The organism is Prevotella sp. E13-17 (assembly GCF_022024035.1).
Lineage (GTDB): Bacteria > Bacteroidota > Bacteroidia > Bacteroidales > Bacteroidaceae > Prevotella.
This window is the reverse complement of record NZ_CP091787.1, coordinates 2,929,505-2,951,506: the sequence shown is the minus strand read 5'-3', so window position 1 is coordinate 2,951,506 and position 22,002 is coordinate 2,929,505. Positions and strand designations below refer to the sequence as shown.

Genomic DNA, 22,002 nt, shown 5'->3' with positions numbered 1-22,002 from the left:
TTAAACGATTATGGGTAAAATAAAAATCGAGAAAAAAGACATCTGGATTGACATGACACCAATGTCAGACGTGATGACTTTGTTGCTCTGCTTCTTTATGTTGACCTCAACATTCCTGACGCCAGAGCCTATCAAAGTCAATACGCCAAGTTCGGTGTCAGAGGTCAAGATTCCCGAGAATGTCCTCAATATCCTTGTAAGCCCTGAGGGCAAGATATTTGTGGGCACGGAGAATAAGAACACCATGATGGCTATGATGCAGGAAGTTACTTCAAAGTTTGATATCTCGCTTACAGCAAAGCAGATGAAGAACTTCAAGGAGGATGCCATGATTGGCGCTGCATTAAGTCAGTTTGATGCTTATTACAATCTTGAGCCCGAAAAAATGTCTGAAGCTATCCAGAAGCTCGGTATCCCCACCGACAGTATCGATGGTGGTATGAGCGAGTTCCAGGAGTGGATCAAGGCTGCACATCAGGTTGACCCCGATATGAAGTTGGCTATCAAATGTGATGCCACAACACCATACCGTGTGATCAGAACAATGATGTCAGAGCTCCAGGATATGAATGAGAACCGTTACCAACTGATTACCAATCTTAAAACATCATCGGAGGATTAGTATATGGCTAAAAAGAAAGCTAGCAAGCAGAAAAAAATGGATACCCGCGTGAACTTCACGCCGATGGTAGATATGATGATGCTTCTGATCACCTTCTTCATGCTCTGTACTACACTGAGTAAGCCTCAGGCTATGCAGTTGACTATGCCTAGCAACGATGAGAACGTGCAAGATCAGGATAAGTCGGTAACAAAAGCTGACCAGACTATCACCGTTTATCTGGCTGCCGACAATAAGCTTTATTATATCGAGGGTCTGCCCAAGTATGATGATCCTACTTGTCTGAAAGAGACCACTTACGGCCGTGATGGTTTCCGCAACGTGCTGATTCACCACACCACTGGTGCTGGTATCGCTCCTGTTGCTCGTGTCATGAAGGCTAAGCAGGCTCTTGACGAGAAGAAGACGGCTTATGGTAGCACGATGACGGAAGAAGAGTATCAGAAACAACTGAGCGAAATCCGTAATGGTGTGATTAACGGTGAGAAGATTCCAACTGTCACCGTTATTATCAAGCCACTTGACACTGCCACCTACGATAACATGGTAGGTGCTCTGGACGAGATGCAGATTTGTACTATTGGTAAGTATGTCATCGACAAGATTAGTCCCGACGACGAGAAGCTTCTCGCTTTGAAGGGGGTTAAGTAATGATGGCTAACAATTTAAAAAACAGAAAAGAACTATGTCAAAAGTAGATCTAATAGACAATAGCTGGGTCGACCTCGTCTTTGAAGGTAAAAACCAGTCTTACGGTGCCTATAAGCTCCGCAAACAAACTGGTGCACGAAATGTAAAGGCTCTGGTGACGGTAATCACCGTTATCGCTTTGATTTTCGTGATTGCCATTGCCAAGGTTGCTATCGAAAACGCCCTTCCAAAGGCTTCTGTCAACACTGCCGATGTAGAGCTCTCTAAGATCGAGCAGAAGAAGGAAACCAAGGTTGAGCGCAAGGAGCAAGTTAAGGTTGAGCAACAGCAGGTTGTTGAGAAAGTAAAAAGCTCTGTGAAGTTTACAGCTCCTGTCATTAAGGAGGAGGTTGAACCTGAGGAAGAGATGAAATCGCAAGAGGAACTTGCTCAGAATAACACCGCCATCGGTGTGTTCGACGTTCAAGGTAATGACGAAGCAGAAGGTGAAGTGCTGAAGGCAAACCAGCAGACTGTGGAAGAGGCCAAGGTGGAGGACACCAAGGTGTTCACTGTGGTTGAGCAGATGCCATCATTCCCTGGTGGTGATGCAGCTCTGATGGCCTATCTGAGCAAGAATATCCAGTATCCTCCTATTGCCGAGGAGAATGGTATTCAGGGTCGTGTCGTAGCTACCTTCGTGGTTGAGCGCGACGGTTCTATCACTGATGTACAGGTAATGCGTGGTGTTGACCCCTCACTGGACCGTGAGGCTATCCGCGTGCTGAAGGGAATGCCTCGTTGGATTCCTGGTAAGCAGAATGGTTCTGCGGTACGTGTGAAATATACTGTACCTGTAACCTTCAAACTTCAGTAAGCTAATAACGCTAAGTATGAATAGATCGCAATTCAATATTATTGGATTATCTCTAATTTTAGGCTTGTTCCTCTCTTGTGGGAACAAGCCTAAAACTGATTATGACTATGAATCGGCAGCTATGGTGTTTGCCGCCGACGAGAGTTTCTTCCCTATTCTTGACGAAGAGCTTGAGATTTTCGAAGCCCTTCATTCGCAGGGAGTGCTTAAACCTATTTACACCAATCAGGAGGAAGCCATCACAAAGTTGATGAAGAACGAGACCTGGCTTGCTTTCACCACGCGTCAGTTGAGCGATCGCGAGATGGAAAATTTGAAAGCCCGTAAGTTCGTTCCTCGCATCATCCCCATTGCCTATGATGGTCTGGCCATCATTGTCAACAACAGCAATCCTGATACATGTATCACCGTTAAGGACTTTGCACGTATTCTCACGGGCGAGGTCTCTCAGTGGAAAGACATCTATCCAACCTCTAAGTTAGGCGAGATTGATGTGGTGTTCGATAATGCCAAGTCGAGCACGGTTACTTGGTGTGTTGACTCTATCTTGGGTGGAAAGCCCATTAACAGTAAGAACATCGGTGCAGTGAAAAAGAGCAGCGAGGTGATAGACTGGGTAGAGAAACACCAGAATGCTATTGGCATCATCGGGTCTAACTGGCTCAATGATAAACGCGACACTACCAATGTGACATTCAATAAGAACGTCACAGTCATGAAGGTATCACGTATGGACACAGCCACTCCTCAAAACAGTTGGCGTCCTTATCAGTACTACCTATACAACGGCAACTATCCTCTCATTCGTACCATCTATGCTCTGCTCAATGAGCCGCGCAGTGGTGTGCCCTCTGGCTTTGCCCATTTCTGTCGCTTACCCAAGGGACAGTTGGTCATTCTGAGGGCAGGTCTTCTTCCTATTCAGGCCAATATGAATGTGCGGGAAGTGTCGGTGAAATAAACCATTTGTCGTCTGATGCGTCAAGTTAATTAAACAGGATATTCATATTATAAAAATAGAAGATTATGAAAACGATTAAATATTTAGCAATGAGCCTTGTGCTGGCAGGTTTCAGCACAACGGCAATGGCACAGGACGGCACTAAGGCCGACGTTGCTGCCGTGAAAGAGATTATCAAGAACAATCCCGCCGACCTCGACAAGCAGTTGAAGGCCTATTTGGGTAAGAACAAGAAGAATGCAGACAATCTGGTTGATTTTGGTCGTGCTTTCTATGAAGTGAAGGACTATGACCGCGCTGCCAATATGGCTACAATGGCTTTGTCTGCCAAGAAGAATGCCTTTGGTCCAGCCTATCTGTTGTTAGGCGATATTGCAGCCATGAAGGATGATCCAGGTGCAGCAGCTCAGAACTACGAGCAGGCCATCCTCTTCAATCGTGAGGATCCCGAGCCTTACCGTCGTTATGCATCTGTTTATCGTGTGGTTGACCCCGTAGGTGCTGTTAATAAGCTCGAAGAGCTCCGCACCGTTCGTCCCGACTTCCCTGTTGATGCCCTCATTGGTCACATCAACTACCTGTCAAACCGTTATCCCGAGGCTATCGAGGCTTTCGAGAAAGTACCTGCTGATCAGATGTCAAAGATGGATATCATCGAGTATGGCTTCTCTGCTTACGTGTCTCAGAAGTATGCCCAGGGCATCAGCATGTTGAACCGTGGTCTGCAGCTTGAGCCAAAGAATGCGACGCTGAATCGTCTGGCTATGTACTGTTACACAGAGAGTGGTCAGTTTGCCGAGGCCCTTGAGCGTGCCGATATGATGTTCAATCAGATTGATAAGGACAGTGTGAAGTTGAACTATCGCGACTATGTCTATTATGGCAATGCCCTGAATGGTGCCAAGAAACACCAGGAGGCCATTGATGTTTATAAGTTGGCTCTCGATCAGGAGTTTGACTCTCAAGACAAGCGTGCAGGTGTTATCAAGCAGTTGGCAGATGCCTATAAGGGAATTGGTGACTTCGAAAATGCTTTGAAGTTCTATGACGATTATCTGGCAGCTGTTTCTGCTCCAACCCTGAATGATTTTGCCGATCTGGGTCGTCTCTATGTTCAGTACGCCTCTAAGCTCGAGGGCGATGCCAAGACCGCCAATTTGCAGAAGGCCGACAAGATCTATGCAGATTTGGCAGAGAAGAACCCAGATGCCCTAGAATACTCACTCTTCTGGCGTGGTCGTGTTGGCACCATGCTCGACCCCGATGCTTCTCAGGGACTGGCACAGCCTTTCTATGAGCAGTTGTGGGACATCATCGTTGCCAAGGCAGAACAGGACAAGAGTGATGTTGCTCGTCTGAAGGAGTCAGGCAACTTCCTCATGGTTTACTACCTCAAGATCAAGGACGACGTAGAGAAGTCTAAGGTCTTTGCAACGAAGCTCGTTGAGGTTGATCCTGCCAACGAGACTGCTGCACAGATTGTAGCAATTTAAGTTTATGTACTTACCATTTTTTAATCTGCAGTGATTGCAGTTCCGAGATATATAATCATATTATAATCATATTATATGAGTATGCGCTGTGACAGCGCATACTCTTTTTTTTGTTTTCACGGTTTTGGTGATAGCCCCACCCCTACGAAAAAGCTATGGGTCCGATGGAGCTGCTGCTGATCCTATCTTGTTTCCCTGGCAAAACAAATCGTTCAGCTTTGGAAAAAATCTAATCAAATATTATAGTTGTGTGATCAAAAAACACAGAATTGACATTTCTGTTGCTCCTTTTTTAATAACTTTGCATGCGTTGATAATAACAAAAACCTAACTCATGTCAAAGCGTTTATACTTACTTTTACTAGCATTCCTATCTTGTGGCCCGATTCTGTCACAAGACTATAGTGTTTATCATGAGGGACTTATCCAAAGCATCTCGCCCAAAGGTTGGTTGCAAGAGTTCCTGTTAAGACAGAAAAACGGCCTCACCGGTCATCCAGAAGCTATGGCCTATCCCTACAACTCATGCCTTTGGGCTGGCGATATACCCCGTGTTAATGAGAATCCCGATGCCAAAGACTGGTGGCGCTACGAGCAGACCGCCTACTACACCGATGGCCTCTTGCGCCTCGGTTATCTGATCAAAGACGACACCTTTATTAATAAAGGAGAGCAAGGCATCAACTACACCATTGCAAATGCCCAAACCAATGGTCGCCTTGGCAACAGTAAGATAGAGTCCCTTTGGCCTATGGCCGTTTTCTTCCGTGCTATGCAGGCCAACTATTGGGCCACGGGCAATCAGGATATTATCACGGCCCTCGAGCGCAACTACCTCAGTTTGAGCACCGACCTGCTCGTCAATGGCCGTCGCCACATCTGTAATGTGGAGGGTATGCTGTGGGTCTATGGCCACACTGGCAATAGTCAGTTGCTGCAGATGGCCGAAGCTGCATATAATCGTGGCGGTTTCGAGCTCGATGCCCCAGTGGCATCCTCACCCGATGTTATCACCATGCACGGCGTTACCTATGCCGAGATGCTTAAGATTCCCTTGCTTCTCTACGCCTATACCGGCAAACAGCAATACCTGGATATCGCTATGAATGCTGAGCGCAAGTTGGAACGCGACCATCTTTTGCCCGATGGTCTCTATTCCAGTTCCGAGTTTACCGCTGGGCTCGATGTTGACAATGCCCATGAGACGTGCGACATCACCGACTACACCTGGTCGCTGGGCTATTTCCTGCAGGTCACTGGTCAGGCCGAGTGGGCCGACCGCATCGAGCGCGCCGTCTTTAATGCCGGTCTGGGTGCTATCACCAAGGACTTCAAGGCCCTGCAGTATTTCTCGTCTGTCAATCAGCTGATATGCACCGGCACGTCAGACAATAACGCCTTCAAGCGTGGCAGCACGTGGATGGCCTATCGTCCGGTCCATGAGACCGAGTGCTGCGTGGGCAATGTCAATCGCATGATGCCCAACTTCGCGTCGCGTCTGTGGATGCGTGGTAAAGACGATGCCGTTGTCGCTGCCCTCTATTCGCCCAGCGACATCACCCTTGATGTCAACGGCCAGTCTGTCACCATCAGCGAACAGACCGCCTATCCTTTCTCCGATGTCATTCGTTTTGTCATCGCTTCCCAGTCGGCTGTCACCTTCCCCTTGTCACTCCGCATCCCCGGCTGGTGCCAGCAGGCCAGTCTCAAGGTCAATGGCGCTGCTATCGATATGCCTTTGACCCCATCCACCTTCGTCACCCTGAATCGCACCTTCCACAATGGCGATGTCATCGAACTGCGCCTGCCCATGGAGGTGCAGGTTTGTCAGGCCGCCAATCAGCAAGGATGGTACGTAGAGCGCGGTCCGCTGCTATTCACCTATGCCATCCCGCAGACCAAAGTCGAGGACACTCAGGTCTATGGCAATATGAACGGCAAGCATTCCGACAATGCCGACTTCAAGTGCTGGAGCATCACCCCCAACGGTCCCTATAACTACGGTTTCGACCCCGCACTGCTCACCGATGAATCCTCGCTCACCGTCACCACCAAAACGATCCCCGAAGGCGCCTATCCTTTCGATCTTCAGGACGCCCCCGTCACCATCAGTCTGCCTGTGCGCCAGATTCACTGGTCCATTCAGAATGGTCGCAACCCCTTCCTGCCCGGTGCTGGCAATGTGATTGCTACCGACAAGACCGAAACCATTACCCTTGTGCCTTATGGTTGCACCGAACTGCGCCTCACCGTGTTCCCAGAAGTACATGCCGATGATATCCCCGATGAATCACTGCTTGTGAATCCCGATTTCGAGATGGTCGATGCCGAGACCTATAATGCCGGCGGTTCCGAGAAAAAGAAATGGGTGCCCTATGGCTGGAGCGTGCAAGGCCAGCTTAATGGTGAGTCGTATGGCATCAACAGCGATGCTCAGAATCCTCATGGTGATAACATCTGCTGGTTTCGCATGCTACCATTCTCACAGGACTTCGAACTCTATCAAGTGGTGCCAGCCTCAAAACTGGGTGCTGGCACCTATCGTGTGCGTTGCAAGTTGTGGAATAACCACAACCAGAAAGGCAATTGCCGACTGTTTGCCAATCAGAATGTGCAGTATTTCGGTTGTAAAGACGAGTATGCCAACAATCAGGTAGAAGGCGAATCGGCTACCTATGCAGGCTATGGCGGAACACCCGATGGCATGTTTCTTCTCAAGGATATGCAGGTTTATGTCACCCTTGCCGATGGCGAGGATCTGCGTTTAGGCATTCGTTCCGATGGTCGTAAGTCAAATGGTACGCGTGCCAGCGATGGAACCGGTTGGTTCAAGGTAGATTATTTCCGCCTTGACAAGGTCGATGGTATTCCTGCCGACAATGGTGATGATGACCTGTCGCTGACCGAGTCACTGATCATCAATCCCGATTTCGAACTGGCTGTCGATGGAACCCCGAACCCCCAAGGCACCACTTCACGCGGTTGTCCTTACGGTTGGCACCTGGCCACCGAATTCAAGGGCACGTCGTTTGGTGTCAACAGTGATGCCGTCAATCGCCATCAGAATAATGTATGTTGGTTTAATAACCAGCAGGGCCCAATGCCCAATAACTTCGAACTCTATCAGGAGATACCTGCCGAGAAGCTTGTTCCCGGTTGCTATCAGATTCGTTGTCAGCTATGGAACGAGAGTGGATTGTTTGGCAAGTGTCGTCTCTTTGCCAATCAGTCGGTACAGTATTTCGGTACTGCCGCCGACTATCTTTCCAATCAGACCGAAGGTGAGACGGCCACCTTTGCCGGCTATAGCGGTACGGGAACCAACAATCTGGTGATGCACGACATGGTGGTCTATGTCGATGTGGCCAAAGACGAGAACCTGCGTTTCGGCATTCGTTCGGGCAATCAGCGCGGCAATGGCACTTCCGACGGCAGCAATTCCGGTTGGTTCAAGTGCGACAACTTCCGCATCAAGCGTGTCAGTGAGTCGGCCGATGTCCCTATGGCCGTCATCCCGAGTTCCATTTTGCATCCTTGTGCAGCGGCCTCTCCGGCCTATTCCTTGTCGGGGCGCGGTGAAGTTTCCCGTCAGGGCATCCGCATCCTTCGCTTCTCCGATGGCACCTATCGCAAAGTAGTGGTGAAGTAACACTACTTTTTCGATCCTTAACCAAAGACTAACGGCAACATAGAAACATAACCTAACAATCATTATTATTTATGTCAAAACCAATAATTACTTTTTTAGCGGCATTGTTGTTGTCAGCAACGATGTCTGCACAGAACGTCACGCTCAGTAAAACCGTTGTTGACGATGGCTTCCCCATCGTTACAGCCGATGCTGCGGCTCCCATCGTTGTGTCCGACAATGATGCCGAGGTGGTCAAGACCGTGGCCCAGTGTCTTTCTGACGATGCCAAGGCCGTCACCGGAAAATCACTTCCCGTCAAGAACCAGTTGGATGCTGGCGACCTGCCTATCATCGCTGGCACCCTGGGACAGTCCACCATTATCGATCAGCTGGCTGCCACCGGCAAGATTGATGCCACGATGGTGGCTGGCAAGTGGGAGGTCTATGGCCTCCAGTTGGTCGAACAGCCCGTTGAGGGCATCGCCCGTGCACTGGTGGTCTATGGCTCGACGCCCCGTGGCACCGCCTACGGACTCTTTGAACTCTCACGCCAGATGGGTGTCTCGCCCTATGTGTGGTGGGCCGATGTGGCGCCAGCACCGTCTGATGTGCTCTATGCCAGTGGTCAGCAGACCCTGTCGAAAGAGCCCTCTGTGAAGTATCGCGGCATCTTCATCAACGACGAAGACTTCGCTCTGTTCCCTTGGGCGTCTAAGGGCATCGACAAGAAGTACAACAACATCGGTCCCAACACCTATGCCCGCGTCATGGAACTGCTGTTGCGCTTGCGTGCCAACACGCTGTGGCCTGCCATGCACCTGTGTTCAGAAGCCTTCTGGGCCAACAAGGACAACCTGCCCGTGGCCAAGAAGTACGACATCATGCTGGGCTCCAGCCACTGCGAACAGATGCTGCGCGACAACGAGTGGGAGTGGCGCCATGCCCCGTGGAATGGCAACAACGAAGACTGGAACTACGTCACGAACAAAGCCAAGATTCAGCAGTACTGGGAAGAGCGCGTAGCAGAGAGTGCCGACTACGACGGCATGTACACCCTCGGCATGCGCGGTGTGCACGACTGGGGCATCTCGGGCTATCCCTCAACAGAAGACAAGGTGCGCGGACTGACCGACATCATCGGCTATCAGCGCGAGCTGCTGGGCAAGTACTTCGACGATGTGACCAAGGTGCCGCAGCTGTTCATCCCCTACAAGGAAGTGCTCGATGCCTACAATGCCGGTCTGCAAGTGCCCGAAGACGTGACCCTCTGCTGGGTCGATGACAACCACGGCTACATCCGCCAGTTGCCTAAACCCGCCGAGCAGGCCCGCAGCGGCGGTAATGGCGTGTACTACCACCTGAGCTACTGGGGGTCGCCTCATGACTATCTGTGGATTGCCTCCCATTCACCTTCGCTCATCAGCTACGAGCTGTCACGTGCCTACGACCAAGGCATCCGCACCCTGTGGGTCATCAACGTCGGCGACATCAAACCTGCCGAGATGGAACTCGAGTTCTGCATGGACCTGGCGTGGGACATCAACTCCTGGCAACCTGCCGATGCCTACCGCTACAACCGCCATTGGGCTGCCGAGACCTTTGGCGAAGAACTTGCCGACCGCATTGCCGACATCAAGCTCGAATACTATCGTCTAGCTGCCGGAGGCAAACCCGAACACGTGTTCGATGTGCCTTTCTCCAATGCAGAGAAAGACCAGCGCATTGCCGACTATCAGGCACTCATGCAGCAGGTTGACGAGCTGAAGGGCAGTGTCCCCGACGCCTTGCAGGACGCCTACTTCCAGTTGATTGAGTATCCCGTGAAGGGTGCCGGCAATATGAATATCAAGACGTTCCGTGCTGCCCAGAGCCTGCAACTGGCCAAACAGGGCAAACGCGATCAAGCGCTGGACTATGCCGCCGAGGCACGCCAAGCCTTCCGTCAGATAGTGGACCTCACCACCTATTATAATAAATCATTAGCAGGCGGAAAGTGGGACGGCATGATGAGCTACAAGCCCCGTGACCTGATGCAGTTCGGTATGCCAGAGACGGCCACATTGTCAAATATCAACAGTGTGGAGGTCAGCGCTAAGCCCGAAGCCCCCGTCACGGTGATTCCCGCCACGCAATACACTGCCAGCAATGGCACCTTCACCACCCTTAAAGGTGTGGGCGTGAGCGATCAGGGTGTCACCGTGTGGCCGCTCGACATGAACAAGTACAGCGCTGCCCAGGCACCCTATCTGGAGTATGACGTACCTGTGAAGGCTGGCAAGAACAACATCTCTGTGCGCTGCCTGCCCACGTTCCCCATCAACACCACCTACGACCTGCGAGTGGCGCTGAGCATCGATGGCCGATCGGCTCAGGTCAAGTCGCTGAAGACCACAGCCATGGAGGGCAAGTGGAACCAGACCGTGCTTCAAGGCTACAACGATGCCACTGAGGCGTATGTCGCCGATGCCGATAAAACGGTCAAGGTGCGCGTGTCGTTGCTCGATCCCGGCGTGGTGGTCAGCGACATCTACGTCACGCTGCCTGTCGTCGAGGACAATACCTTGACCGAGTCGTTGATTGAGAACTACGACTTCGAGTACAACCGCGACTGCCAGCTGAATGCCGCCGGCAACATCGGTCGTGGCGTGCCCTGCGGCTGGAACCAGAAAGGCACACTGAAGAAAGGCGCCAACGGTCTGGACTCTTTCGGTGTCAACCAAGACGCCACCAACTATCATGGCAACAACGTGTGTTGGTTCAACTCGGTGCCCATGCCCGAAGATTTCGAACTCTCACAGACCATTCCTGCCGAGAAACTCGAACCAGGCGTTTACCGTGTCACCTGTATGCTGTGGGTCGAGAACTCCAAGAAGACCACCTGTAGGCTGTTTGCCAACCAGAATGTGCAGTACTATGGCACCGAGAGCGACTACACCAACCTGCTTGTTCCCGGCGAGGTCAACACCTATGCCGGCTATGCCGGCGGCACTACCGAGAACATCGTCTTGCGCGACATGGAGGTCTATGTCACCGTGGGGCAGGGCGAATCGCTCACCCTTGGCATCAAGACCAGCAACCGAAAGAACGATGGCACCCGTGCCAGCGATAATGCCGGCTGGTTCAAGGTCGATTACTTCCACATCGAGCGTGTCAGTCAGGCCCCCACACCATCGGCCGAAGACCTGTCGCTCACCAAGTCGCTCATCGCCAACTACGACTTCGAGCTCTATAGCGACAATGGCACGGTGAAGACAAACACCTCGGGCGACACTCGTCGCTACACCCCTTACGGATGGAACATCGCAGGTCAGTTCCCCGGTCAGAGCTATGGCATCAACAAGGATGCAGCCAATGCTCACGGCACCAACGTGTCGTGGTGCTTGCCTCAGGGCGGCCATTTCCCCGAAGGCTTCGAACTCTATCAGGAGATTCCCGCCGAGAAGCTCACCCCTGGGCGCTATCTGGTGGCATGCAAGCTGTGGGTTGAGGATGGCTATCTGGCCACCACCCGCCTGTTTGCCAACCAGAATGTGCAGTATTACGGCATGCCCATTGACTACCGCAACAACCTCACGGCAGGCGAGAACAACACCTTTGCCGGCTATGTCGGCGGCATCAATGGCAACTTCCTGCTTCAAGACATGTTTGTCTATGTCGATATCGCCGAGGGAGAGAACCTGCGCCTGGGTATCCGTGCCGATGGTCGCCAGAGTGATGGCACCCTCCATCCCGAACAAAAGAACGGCTGGTTCAAGGTCGATTACTTCCGTATTCATCAGGTTGACGAAAACAATAACATCATCAATACCATCCAACATACCAAGTCTGCCGTGATGGCCGACACCAAATTCTACACCCTTGGCGGACGTCGTGTCCAGCATCCACAGAGGGGCATCTACGTTCAGCAAGGTCGTAAGACCTTGAAATAGTTCCTAATCTGCATATTTATCATCAGTGGGCAGTATGTGCGACATCCGTGCATACTGCTTTTTGTTTGCTCATTCGGCCACTTTTACGAGGTCAAAGTGCTCCTATGACGGCCTTATAGTGGCGCAATTGCTTGCCAATACTGCCCCTTTTGTTCCGGATCCAGGGGCTGGAACGGATCCGTGCAGCCCCTGAAACGGTCATTTCCAGCCCCTGGACTTCAGTTCTTCAGCCCCTGGATTCGAGCTTTCCAGCCCCTGCAATGGCATCAAGAGTGGCACTTTTGCACGATGAAACCCTTACTTTGAGCTGTCCGAACGACCGCTTTTTAACCGTCGAACGGCCACTTTTTCAAATTTAATCATTATCTTTGCAGTCGGAATAAACAAACTATACTTATCGATTATGACAAAAAAAACATTGATGTTGGTTGTGATGGCATGTCTGCTGACAGCAACCTCATGGGCCAAGAAACCAGCAACCCCCGTGGTCTATTTCACCAAAGAGATAAGCCCCGAGGCCTTAGTGAAGATTTTTGAGACGCTTGGCGTCGAGCCCCAAGGACGCGTTGCCGTGAAGATTTCTACCGGCGAGGGTGGCAACACCCACTATCTGAAGCCCACACTCATCCGCAATCTCGTGGAGAAAGTCAACGGCACCATCGTAGAGTGCTGTACGGCCTATGGCGGTACGCGCCAGGATCCTCAGCGCCATTGGCAGACCATCCACGAGCATGGCTTCGATTCCATCTTTGCTGTTGACCTGATGGACGAGTTCGGACAGATACGCATCCCCGTGAAAGACCAGAAGCACCTGCACTATGACATCGTGGGCGAGCATCTGGCCAACTATGACTTCATGATCAATCTGGCCCACTTTAAGGGTCATGCCATGGGCGGTTTCGGCGGTGTGCTGAAGAATGCCAGCATCGGTGTGGCATCTACAGCGGGCAAAGCCTATATCCATTCAGCTGGCAAAACCGACGATGCCAAGTTGGCGTGGAATAAAGAATATCTGGCTGCCGGTCCTACACAGGACGACTTCCTCGAGTCGATGGCTGCAGCAGCGCAGGCCGTGCATAACTATTTCGGCGGAAAGGTGGTCTATATCAACGTGATGAACAACATGTCTGTTGACTGCGACTGCGACGGTCACCCTGCTAAACCCGAGTTGCAGGACATGGGCATCATGGCCTCGCTCGACCCCGTGGCCCTCGATCAGGCCTGTCTTGACAAGGTGTTCAACTATAAGGGTAAACCTGGCGACGACAACAAACCGCTCATCAAGCGCATCAATCGTCAGCATGGCACCTATATCACCGACTATGCAGAGAAGATAGGACTGGGCAAGAAGACATATACTTTGGTAAATATAGATAAGTGAAAAAACGTATCTCTTTAGTGTTGGCAGCTATGGCTGTCAGTACAGCAATGATGGCGCAGACCGACACATTGGCGCTGCAGGAAGTAGTAGTGACAGGCACTCGTCAGCCCACCGACGTGCGTCATCTGCCCATGACGGTCACCGTGATTGACCGTCAGACGCTCACGCAGAACCAACAGCAGAACGTGCTGCCCACTGTGGCGCAGCACGTGCCCGGCATGTTTGTGACCAGCCGCGGCGTCATGGGCTATGGCGTCAGTGGCGGTGCAGCCGGTGGCATCAGTGTGCGCGGTCTGAGTGGCAGCGTCGGACAGATGCTGGTGCTCGTCGATGGCCACCCACAGTACAACGGCGTGTATGGTCATCCCATCAGCGACAGCTATCAGACGATGATGGCCGAGCGCGTAGAGGTGCTTCGCGGACCGGCTTCTGTGCTCTATGGCAACAATGCCATGGGCGGCGTCATCAACATTGTGACCCGTGGCATGCACCATGATGGGGTCAGAACCACCGTGAACCTTGGCGCTGGCAGCTATGGCTCCGTGCAGGCCGAGGTGGCCAACCAGCTACGTAGCGGACGCTTTGGCTCTACCGTGGCTGCGCAATACAGCCGCTCAGACAACCATCGTCCCAACATGGGCTTTGAGCAGTATGGCGGATATGTGAAGTTGGCCTACGACCTCAACGACCATTGGGATGTCTATGCCGACCTGGACCTGACGCACTTCAATGCCAGCAATCCTGGCAGCACAGACAAACTGAAACTCGAGGCCGACCAGTATATCACGCGTGGTGTGGCCAGTCTGGTGCTGGAAAATCATTTTGCCAACACCAGTGGCGCACTGAGCATCTATGATAACTTCGGCCGCCATAAAATCAACGATGGCTATGATGCCGTGGGCGGCACGCCGCAGAGCGACTATTTCAGGTCAAAAGATGCCGTAGCAGGCGCTTCGTGGTATCAGACCATGCGCCTGTTTCGCGGCAATCGCCTGACCGTGGGCGCCGACTATCAGCACATCTATGGGCGTGCCTACTATACCAACCGCATCACCGGCGATGTCAACATGGCAGGAAAGCGCAAGATGCAGAGCGCCCATGCCCATGAAAACGAGGTGGCTGGCTATGTGGACTTCCGCCAAGACCTTTCTGCCTATGTCACCGTGGATGTAGGCTTGCGCTATGATCATCATTCTCAGGCTGGTGGCGAATGGGTGCCCCAGGTGGGTTTGGTGCATCGTTCGTTAGAGGGTGGCGAGCTAAAACTGTCGGTTGCCAAGGGATTTCGTAACCCCAATGCCAAGGATATGTACCTCTATGGCACCGCCAACGACCAGCTGGAGGCTGAGCGCTTGTGGAACTATGAGCTGTCATGGCGCAAGCGTGTCGGCAACTTCCGTTATGGCGTCAACGTGTTCTATGCCAAGGGCGACAATCTGATTCAGACCGTGGCCGGTAAGAATATTAACACCGGCGAGATAGAAAACTGTGGCGCAGAACTTGAGGCCGACCTTCGCCTCAACGAGCACTGGTCTTTCAATACCAACCACAGCTTGTTGCACATGGAGAATAAGGTGATAGCAGCCCCCACCTATAAGGGTTTCATGGGTGCCAACTATCATCAGAGCAAGTGGACTGTGACTGCCGGACTGCAGTACTTAGACCATCTCTATACGGCCGTCGGTGCCAACGAGCAGAGTGAGAACGTGATGCTGCTGAATGCTACCGTCAACTATGCGCTGACCAAGGACGTTGCCCTCTGGCTTCGCGGCGAGAACCTGCTGGCTCAAAGCTACGAGCTCAACGCAGGCTTTCCCATGCCTCGTGCCACCTTTATGGCGGGTGTGAACATCGCATTTTAGACTGCAGTCATTAAGATTGTAAGATTTTGTTAATTCTTTCTTGTATTTCCATAGTTATTTGTACCTTTGCAGAGCGACAGTATGCGAACTGTCTGTGCGAGAGTATTTAATGATGATTATACAATACAAGAATGAAGAACAATTACCTTAACTGCTGTGTGACATGGCTGATGGCTTGTCTCACAGGTGTCGCTATGGCACAAAACCCGAAACCTGCTGCCGCAACGCAGCATTCTAAAGTAGATTATGTGAACCCTTTCATTGGTACCGAAGGCATGGGACACACGTTTCCCGGTGCCTGTGCGCCCTTTGGCATCGTGCAACTGTCGCCCGAGACCGACACGATACCTCACAATGTGAACGGGCGCTACCAAGGACAGGTCTATGACTACTGTGCTGGCTATCAGCACACCGACCAGACCATCGTGGGATTCAGTCATACACACCTCAGTGGTACCGGCCATTCAGACCTGGGCGATGTGCTGATCATGCCCCAGACAGGACGCCTGCAGCTGAACCCCGGAACGAAAGACCATCCTGAGAGTGGCTACCGCCAGCGCATCGACCACGCCACCGAGCGGGCCCGTGCCGGCTATTATGAGGTGACACTGGCCGACAACGGCGTGCGTGCGCAACTCACCGCCACGCAGCGTGTGGGCGTTCATCGCTACACCTTCCCCGAGAAGGCCGACCGGCAGCGACTCATCGTGGATCTTTTGCACGGCATCTACAACTACGACGGCAAGGTGCTGTGGTCGCAGTTGCGCGTGGAGAACGACACGTTGGTGACGGGCTATCGTCTGACCAACGGTTGGGCACGCACCAACTACACCTACTTTGCCATCTCCTTCAGCAAGCGCATCAAGGACTATGGCTATCGCGACCGCAAGGCTGAGCGCTATCAGGGCTTCTGGGGCAAGTTCGATAAGCACCACCGCTTCCCCGACATGGGTGGGCGTTCGGTGGTGGCCTACTTCGAGTTTGACACCGACGACAACCAGCTGGAGGTGCAGGTGGCCCTCTCTGCCGTTTCGACCGAGGGCGCCAAGGCCAACCTCAAGGCCGAGGCCAGCGGTCGCAGCTTCGACGAGATTGCTGCCGCCACCCGTCAGCAGTGGGAGCAGGAGCTGTCGGTCATCGACTGTCAGGGCACCGAGGCCCAGAAAACCATGGTTTATACCTCGCTCTATCACACCATGATCAACCCCTCTATCTATATGGACGTGGACCGCAAGTACCGCGGACTGGACGGCAATATTCATGTGGCAGACGGTTTCGACAACTATACCGTGTTCTCCGTGTGGGACACCTATCGCGCCGAACACCCCCTGCTGGGACTGCTGAAGCCCTCGCGCAACACCAACATGGTGCGCTCCATGATCAAGCATCAGCAGCAAAACATTGTGGGCATGCTGCCCGTGTGGAGTCTGATGGGCAATGAGGGCTGGTGCATGACGGGCTATCATGCCGTCAGTGTGCTGGCCGATGCGCTGGCAAAGGGGGCCGACATCGATGGCGAGGAAGCTCTGAAAGCCATGGTGACCACGGCCAACAATAAGTATTTCCCCAGCATCAACGACTACCGTCGCTATGGCTATGCCTTGTATGACAAGGACGGCACTGCCGCCTCTAACACGTTGGAGTATGCCTACGACGACTGGACCATCTATCATGCTGCCCAGCAGTTGGGCCACGATGATATCGCCATCCAGTTCCAAACCCGTGCCACCAACTACCAGAACGTGTTCGATCCCACCCGTGGCTTTGCCTCGCCACGCTATCGCAACGGCAAGTTCAAGGCCGACATGGACCCCTATCAGACCTATGGTGAGGGCTTCATCGAGGGTAACAGTTGGAACTTCTCGTTCCATGTGCCTCACGATGTGCGCGGGCTGATGAAGCACATGGGCGGCGAAAAGGCCTTCGTGGAGAAACTGGATGCCCTCTTTGGCATGAACCTGCCCGCGAAATACTATGCCGACAATGAGGATATCACCGCCGAATGTCTGGTGGGTGGCTATGTGCATGGCAACGAGCCCAGCCACCACGTGCCCTATCTCTACGCCTGGACCTCGCAGCCCTGGAAGACACAGCAGTGGCTGCGCACCATCATGAACAGGATGTATCGCAGCGAGATTCGTGGTTTGGGCGGCAACGATGACTGCGGACAGATGTCGGCTTGGTATCTCTTCACCGCCATGGGTTTCTATCCCGTGTGTCCCGGTTCCGACCAGTATGTGTTGGGGGCACCCTATCTGCCTGCGATGAAGGTGACTCTGGAAAACGGACATACCATCGAGATCAGAGCACCCAAGGTGAGCGACAAGAACCGCTACGTACAGTCGGTGCGCCTGAATGGAAAACCATACAGCAAGCTTTATATCACCCACGATCAATTGGTCAACGGCTGTGTCATCGAGTTTGAGATGGCATCGAAACCTAATAAGAAACGCGGACTGTCGGCTTCCGACAAGCCTTACTCGCTCACCGACGAGATGCAGTCGGCCAGTTCGTCGATAGCCAGTCGCATGAGCAATAAGCTGACCGAAGAGGATCGGCGCTGGAATACCCACCTGCGCGACATTACCTTTGTGGATATGAACCCCGAGACCAAAGGCTCGCAGATTTATCACGCCCTGATATCGCAGCCCGATCCCTATATCCGCAGTGTGGCTCGCGAGGTGATGAAGTGCCTGTACTTCACCCCCGAAGACAGCATTCCCATGCTGAAGCGTCTGGACTATATCATCCGCGATGCCGATGGCGTGTCGTGGAAAGGTGGCGGCAATGGCTTTGTGAACATCACCTACACCACGGGACACGTGGAGCGCTCGTTTGTGGATAACGATACGGCCCGTGTCGATTTCGAAACGCGTGGTGTACTGCTCCACGAGTTGACCCACGCCTTCCAACTGGAACCCCAGGGCATCGGTCCTTATGGTGGTCCCAACAAGGCCGTGTGGGAGATGGTCGAAGGCACTGCCGATGCCGTTCGCGTGGCTTGTGGCGGCTTCCATGGCGAGAAAGACCGTCCGAAGGGTGGCAGCTATCATGATGGCTATCGCTACATCGGCTATTTCTTTAACTGGGTGCGCGAGACGAAGGATGCTGACTTTATCCGCAAGATGAACCGCTCTTGTCTGGAGGTAGTGCCCTGGTCGTGGAACGGTGCTGTGGCGTATGCCCTGGGCAAGGGATACACCATCGACTCGCTCTGGGATGAGTACATGCGAGCCATGGGCGATAAGTAAGAAACAGTGAGAAAAAGTTTGGCGGCGCTATTCCTTGAGAATAACGCCGCCAAACGCATTGAATGGGACCGCCAAACGTGGCGTTTAGTGCCGCCAAACGTGACGGATGAAATGGCTTATTTTGGTTGTTCGGCCTCCAGTCGCTCCACGGCACCCGTCAGAGGGTTCAGCCAGAGGTGGGTGGTGTAGCGCTTGTTGAACAGTTCGCCACTGAGCAGTTCTACGTTGCCAAACTGAGGTGCGGGATGTTCCTCGGTCTGAATGGGGGTGATGCCCTCGAAGAGCGTGACGCGCATGCGACCGGGCACGTTCACGTAGATGCCAGCCTCGAAAGGCTTTTTCTTGTTCTTGGCAGCAGCCTCTTCGTCAACAGGAGGCACCGTGTTCATATCTTCGACGGTCAGATAGAAGGGCGCACCAGAGAGATCGTCGGTGTCCACCACGCCATTGACATCGGAAAGGCGGAACAACAGCTGATGGGTGAAGGGACCGTCGGGCGTGGCGGTGACCACATACTCGGTGGTGTCCTTGCGTGTGGTGCCCACAAAGAGCGAGCTGAGCGCACGGTCCTGCTGTTCCAGCTGGTTGAGCATCAGTCTGAGCTGGGCACCATCTTTCGGCATGAAGTCGGCCTGTCCCTTGATAAGCAGGTTACGGTTCTCGCGCAGGTCGTAGATCTCGCGGGCGGTCAGCTCGGCCATCTTCGCCGTGCTTCCGGCAGCCAGAATCTCTTCGTTGAGCAGGGTGCGGGCGTTGACAGGCTCTTGGCGGGGGGCTGCCTCGAAAGGCTCAAAGTCGTTTGCCGTCTTGGCAGGGGCCGCATTGATGGCCAGCAGACAGCCGTCTTGCGACAGTGCGACATTGGCAGCTACGGTCTTGGCATTGAACTTGACGGCGTAGGCCTTGGTGCTGTCGGCGATAGCCACGGCTTCCTGACGTACGCCGAGCAGGCGACAGCTGACGCTGGGCTCCTGGCCCACATCGACCAAGCGCAAGTAGCGATGGGCATAGCTGGCAAAATCGCCAGGCTGGAACGTTGATTTCTCAACCAGAATATGAAACTTGATGGCGGTCTTGGGGAGGAAATACACGGCTCCCTCGGGTGTGACACCCGGCTGATAGTTGCTGAGTTGTGTCTGTGCCATAGCTGCCACCACGCAACAATGGAGCAGGGCAAGAAAGAAATATCTTTTCATGGGTGTGATATGTTTTTCGTTAACCTTTTAGTCTTAAGAATGCTTTGGGCAGATATCGGATGATGTCGCTGGCGATGAGGCTCTCTTCGCCCAGCTCCTTGGCAGCCAAGTCGCCAGCCAGTCCGTGGAGATAAACACCCAGGACGGTGGCCTCCTGTGGCGTGTAGCCGCGTGCCAGCAGTCCGGTCAGGATGCCTGTGAGCACATCACCGCTGCCTGCAGTGGCCATGCCTGCATTGCCGGTGGGGTTGAAGACCACGTGGCCCTCGGGCATACAGATGGCTGTATAGTGTCCTTTCAGCACGACATAGCCACCGATGCGCTCCGCCAACTGACGTGCCTTGCTCAGTCGTTCGTAGCTGTCAACGCACTGACCCTCCAGTCGCTCCAGCTCCTTGGGGTGGGGCGTCAGGATGGCTCCCTTAGGCAATTGCTGCAGCCAGGCACGACGTGTGGCCAGAATGTTCAGCGCGTCGGCATCAATCACGACGGGACATTGTGCGCGTCGCAATTGGGCAATCATGGCAATACTGGTCTGCTCGGTGGTGCCAATGCCAGGACCGATGCCTAAAGCCTGAAAGTCTTCGGTGGCAACAGCCTCAGAGAAGGTGGTCTCCTCGCGGTCCATGTGGAGAATGGCCTCGGGAACAGCCGTCTGCAGAATCATGGCATTGCGCTTGGGCGTGTGGATGGTTGCTTTGCCGGCACCGCTCCGCATGCAGGCTTTTGAAGTCAGCACGGCAGCACCAGCCATGCCGTAGCTGCCTGCTATGATGAGGGCATGGCCCATGGTTCCTTTATGTGCGAAAGCATCACGGTCGCGCAACAGCTGGCGCACGTTGCTTTCTTCCACGATGCGATAGGTGGCGTCGAGCTTGCTGATGGCTTCCTGACTGAGTCGGATGTCCAAGATGCGTACCTCGCCCAAGAACTGCTGATGCTCGGCAAAAAGAAACGATAGCTTGGGTTGCTGGAGCGTCAACGTCATGTTGGCGCGAATAATGTTGGCACGAACATTATAGGTGTTGTCTTCTGTCATCAGTCCGGAAGGGACGTCGAGGCTGACAATATCTGCTTGAGAGGCGTTGATATACTTCACCAGTGATGCAAAACCGCCTGCCAAGGGCCTGTTGAGACCGGCACCGAAAAGGCCGTCAACCACGAGCATGCCCTTCTCGAGTTTGGGCGGGTCGAACTCTTGGGTGACCTCGGTGAACAGTGAGAAGCCCTTCTTGGAAATCAGGCGCTGCTTGTTTTCGGCACAGTCGGCCGAAAGACTGCCTGTGATATTGAACAGGAAGGTCTGCACCTGATAGCCCATGTCGGTCAGCATACGCGCTACGGCCAGTGCGTCGCCGCCATTGTTGCCCGGTCCGGCAAAGACCACAACAGGATAGATGGTGGGCCATTTCTCTGCAATAACACGTGTGAAAGTATGTGCAGCGCGCTCCATCAAATCAATAGACTTAATAGGCTCGTGTTCGATTGTATATTTGTCAAGTTCGCGAATCTGCGCGCTAGTGAATATTTTCATAACGCTGCAAAAATACAAATTAATTGTTAATAAGTGGACGGTTTTGCTGATTTTTTTGTATTTTTGCGGCAAAATTCAAATAAATCATTCGAATGAGTAGAGTAACTATCAAGGATAAAACGTTTGAAACGTCGATTCCTGAGGCAGAAATCCACGAGCGCGTGAAAGCTGTCGCTGCCCAAATCAACAAGGATATGGCTGGTAAGAACCCTTTGTTCCTGGCCGTATTGAATGGGGCTTTTGTCTTTGCAGCCGACCTGCTGCGTGAGATTACAATTCCTTGTGAGATATCGTTTGTGAAGCTGGCTTCCTATCAGGGAACCACTTCTACAGGTAAGGTGCACGAAGTGCTGGGTGTGAACGAAGATTTGACTGGGCGCACCATCGTCATCGTAGAAGACATCGTGGACACTGGTCTGACCATGAAGCAGATGGTGGAGTCGCTTGGCACACGCAACCCCGCATCTATTCATATATGCACACTGCTGCTGAAACCCGACAAGCTGAAAGAGAATCTGAACGTGGAATATGTGGCACTGCGCATTCCTAACGACTTTATCGTGGGCTATGGACTGGACTACGACCAGCAGGGACGCAATCTGCGTGATATCTACACCGTGGTAGAAGATTAATCA

General features: G+C 53.0%; 13 protein-coding genes and 1 pseudogene. 12 read left to right on the top strand and 2 right to left on the bottom strand.

What is annotated here, in order from left to right:
• Window positions 1–10 precede the first annotated feature (10 nt).
• The 11 genes and pseudogenes from L6472_RS11885 (at window position 11) to L6472_RS11835 (ending at window position 18,637) form a co-directional block, all read left to right on the top strand.
• Entirely contained in the window at window positions 11–622 is a 612-nt protein-coding gene (locus tag L6472_RS11885; RefSeq protein WP_237805357.1) for a biopolymer transporter ExbD, read from the top strand.
• Between the two features lie 3 nt (window positions 623–625).
• The gene (locus L6472_RS11880) at window positions 626–1,273 is read left to right on the top strand and encodes a biopolymer transporter ExbD (protein ID WP_237805355.1); all 648 of its coding nucleotides are present in this window, start codon (window positions 626–628) and stop codon (window positions 1,271–1,273) included.
• A gap of 34 nt (window positions 1,274–1,307) precedes the next feature.
• Window positions 1,308–2,129: an energy transducer TonB gene (locus tag L6472_RS11875; protein WP_237805353.1), complete on the top strand. Its 822-nt coding sequence runs from the start codon at window positions 1,308–1,310 to the stop codon at window positions 2,127–2,129.
• A gap of 16 nt (window positions 2,130–2,145) precedes the next feature.
• Complete coding sequence (locus tag L6472_RS11870; RefSeq protein WP_237805352.1) at window positions 2,146–3,090, top strand: PstS family phosphate ABC transporter substrate-binding protein; 945 nt, start codon at window positions 2,146–2,148, stop codon at window positions 3,088–3,090.
• Window positions 3,091–3,155: 65 nt separating this feature from the next.
• The gene (locus tag L6472_RS11865; protein ID WP_237805350.1) at window positions 3,156–4,583 is read left to right on the top strand and encodes a lipopolysaccharide assembly protein LapB; all 1,428 of its coding nucleotides are present in this window, start codon (window positions 3,156–3,158) and stop codon (window positions 4,581–4,583) included.
• 334 nt (window positions 4,584–4,917) lie between these two features.
• Window positions 4,918–8,232: a beta-L-arabinofuranosidase domain-containing protein gene (locus L6472_RS11860; RefSeq protein WP_237805347.1), complete on the top strand. Its 3,315-nt coding sequence runs from the start codon at window positions 4,918–4,920 to the stop codon at window positions 8,230–8,232.
• Between the two features lie 71 nt (window positions 8,233–8,303).
• Complete coding sequence (locus L6472_RS11855) at window positions 8,304–12,143, top strand: glycosyl hydrolase 115 family protein (protein WP_237805345.1); 3,840 nt, start codon at window positions 8,304–8,306, stop codon at window positions 12,141–12,143.
• A 403-nt stretch (window positions 12,144–12,546) separates the two neighbouring features.
• Window positions 12,547–13,524 carry a DUF362 domain-containing protein gene (locus L6472_RS11850; protein WP_237805343.1) on the top strand — a complete coding sequence of 326 codons (978 nt, stop codon included), beginning with the start codon at window positions 12,547–12,549 and terminating at the stop codon, window positions 13,522–13,524.
• A 29-nt stretch (window positions 13,525–13,553) separates the two neighbouring features.
• Entirely contained in the window at window positions 13,554–15,386 is a 1,833-nt protein-coding gene (locus L6472_RS11845; RefSeq protein WP_237808028.1) for a TonB-dependent receptor, read from the top strand.
• A 170-nt stretch (window positions 15,387–15,556) separates the two neighbouring features.
• Window positions 15,557–17,878 (top strand): annotated as a pseudogene (locus L6472_RS11840) (GH92 family glycosyl hydrolase); the annotation flags it as partial.
• A gap of 3 nt (window positions 17,879–17,881) precedes the next feature.
• Window positions 17,882–18,637: a basic secretory protein-like protein gene (locus L6472_RS11835; RefSeq protein ID WP_370640915.1), complete on the top strand. Its 756-nt coding sequence runs from the start codon at window positions 17,882–17,884 to the stop codon at window positions 18,635–18,637.
• A 116-nt stretch (window positions 18,638–18,753) separates the two neighbouring features.
• Here the strand turns inward: L6472_RS11835 and L6472_RS11830 are convergent, their stop codons facing one another.
• Both L6472_RS11830 and L6472_RS11825 read right to left on the bottom strand, forming a co-directional pair.
• Complete coding sequence (locus L6472_RS11830) at window positions 18,754–19,833, bottom strand: DUF4831 family protein (RefSeq protein ID WP_237805341.1); 1,080 nt, start codon at window positions 19,831–19,833, stop codon at window positions 18,754–18,756.
• A 19-nt stretch (window positions 19,834–19,852) separates the two neighbouring features.
• Window positions 19,853–21,367 (bottom strand): NAD(P)H-hydrate dehydratase, encoded by a 1,515-nt coding sequence (locus tag L6472_RS11825; RefSeq protein WP_237805339.1) that lies wholly within the window; start codon window positions 21,365–21,367, stop codon window positions 19,853–19,855.
• A 92-nt stretch (window positions 21,368–21,459) separates the two neighbouring features.
• On the opposite strand from L6472_RS11825, the gene hpt reads away from it, so the two are divergent.
• Window positions 21,460–21,999, top strand: coding sequence for a hypoxanthine phosphoribosyltransferase (gene hpt, locus L6472_RS11820; protein WP_237805337.1), 540 nt, complete (start codon window positions 21,460–21,462; stop codon window positions 21,997–21,999).
• The last annotated feature ends 3 nt before the right edge of the window (window positions 22,000–22,002 follow it).

Bases quoted from the DNA above. Each gene is read 5' to 3' on its own strand.
- L6472_RS11885 (WP_237805357.1), top strand. From the start codon at position 11: ATGGGTAAAATAAAAATCGAGAAAAAAGACATCTGGATTGACATGACA.
- L6472_RS11845 (WP_237808028.1), top strand. From the start codon at position 13,554: ATGGCTGTCAGTACAGCAATGATGGCGCAGACCGACACATTGGCGCTG.
- L6472_RS11850 (WP_237805343.1), top strand. From the start codon at position 12,547: ATGACAAAAAAAACATTGATGTTGGTTGTGATGGCATGTCTGCTGACA.
- L6472_RS11825 (WP_237805339.1), bottom strand. From the start codon at position 21,367: ATGAAAATATTCACTAGCGCGCAGATTCGCGAACTTGACAAATATACA.
- L6472_RS11855 (WP_237805345.1), top strand. From the start codon at position 8,304: ATGTCAAAACCAATAATTACTTTTTTAGCGGCATTGTTGTTGTCAGCA.
- L6472_RS11870 (WP_237805352.1), top strand. From the start codon at position 2,146: ATGAATAGATCGCAATTCAATATTATTGGATTATCTCTAATTTTAGGC.
- L6472_RS11875 (WP_237805353.1), top strand. From the start codon at position 1,308: ATGTCAAAAGTAGATCTAATAGACAATAGCTGGGTCGACCTCGTCTTT.
- hpt (WP_237805337.1), top strand. From the start codon at position 21,460: ATGAGTAGAGTAACTATCAAGGATAAAACGTTTGAAACGTCGATTCCT.
- L6472_RS11865 (WP_237805350.1), top strand. From the start codon at position 3,156: ATGAAAACGATTAAATATTTAGCAATGAGCCTTGTGCTGGCAGGTTTC.
- L6472_RS11860 (WP_237805347.1), top strand. From the start codon at position 4,918: ATGTCAAAGCGTTTATACTTACTTTTACTAGCATTCCTATCTTGTGGC.
- L6472_RS11880 (WP_237805355.1), top strand. From the start codon at position 626: ATGGCTAAAAAGAAAGCTAGCAAGCAGAAAAAAATGGATACCCGCGTG.
- L6472_RS11830 (WP_237805341.1), bottom strand. From the start codon at position 19,833: ATGAAAAGATATTTCTTTCTTGCCCTGCTCCATTGTTGCGTGGTGGCA.
- L6472_RS11835 (WP_370640915.1), top strand. From the start codon at position 17,882: ATGCAGTCGGCCAGTTCGTCGATAGCCAGTCGCATGAGCAATAAGCTG.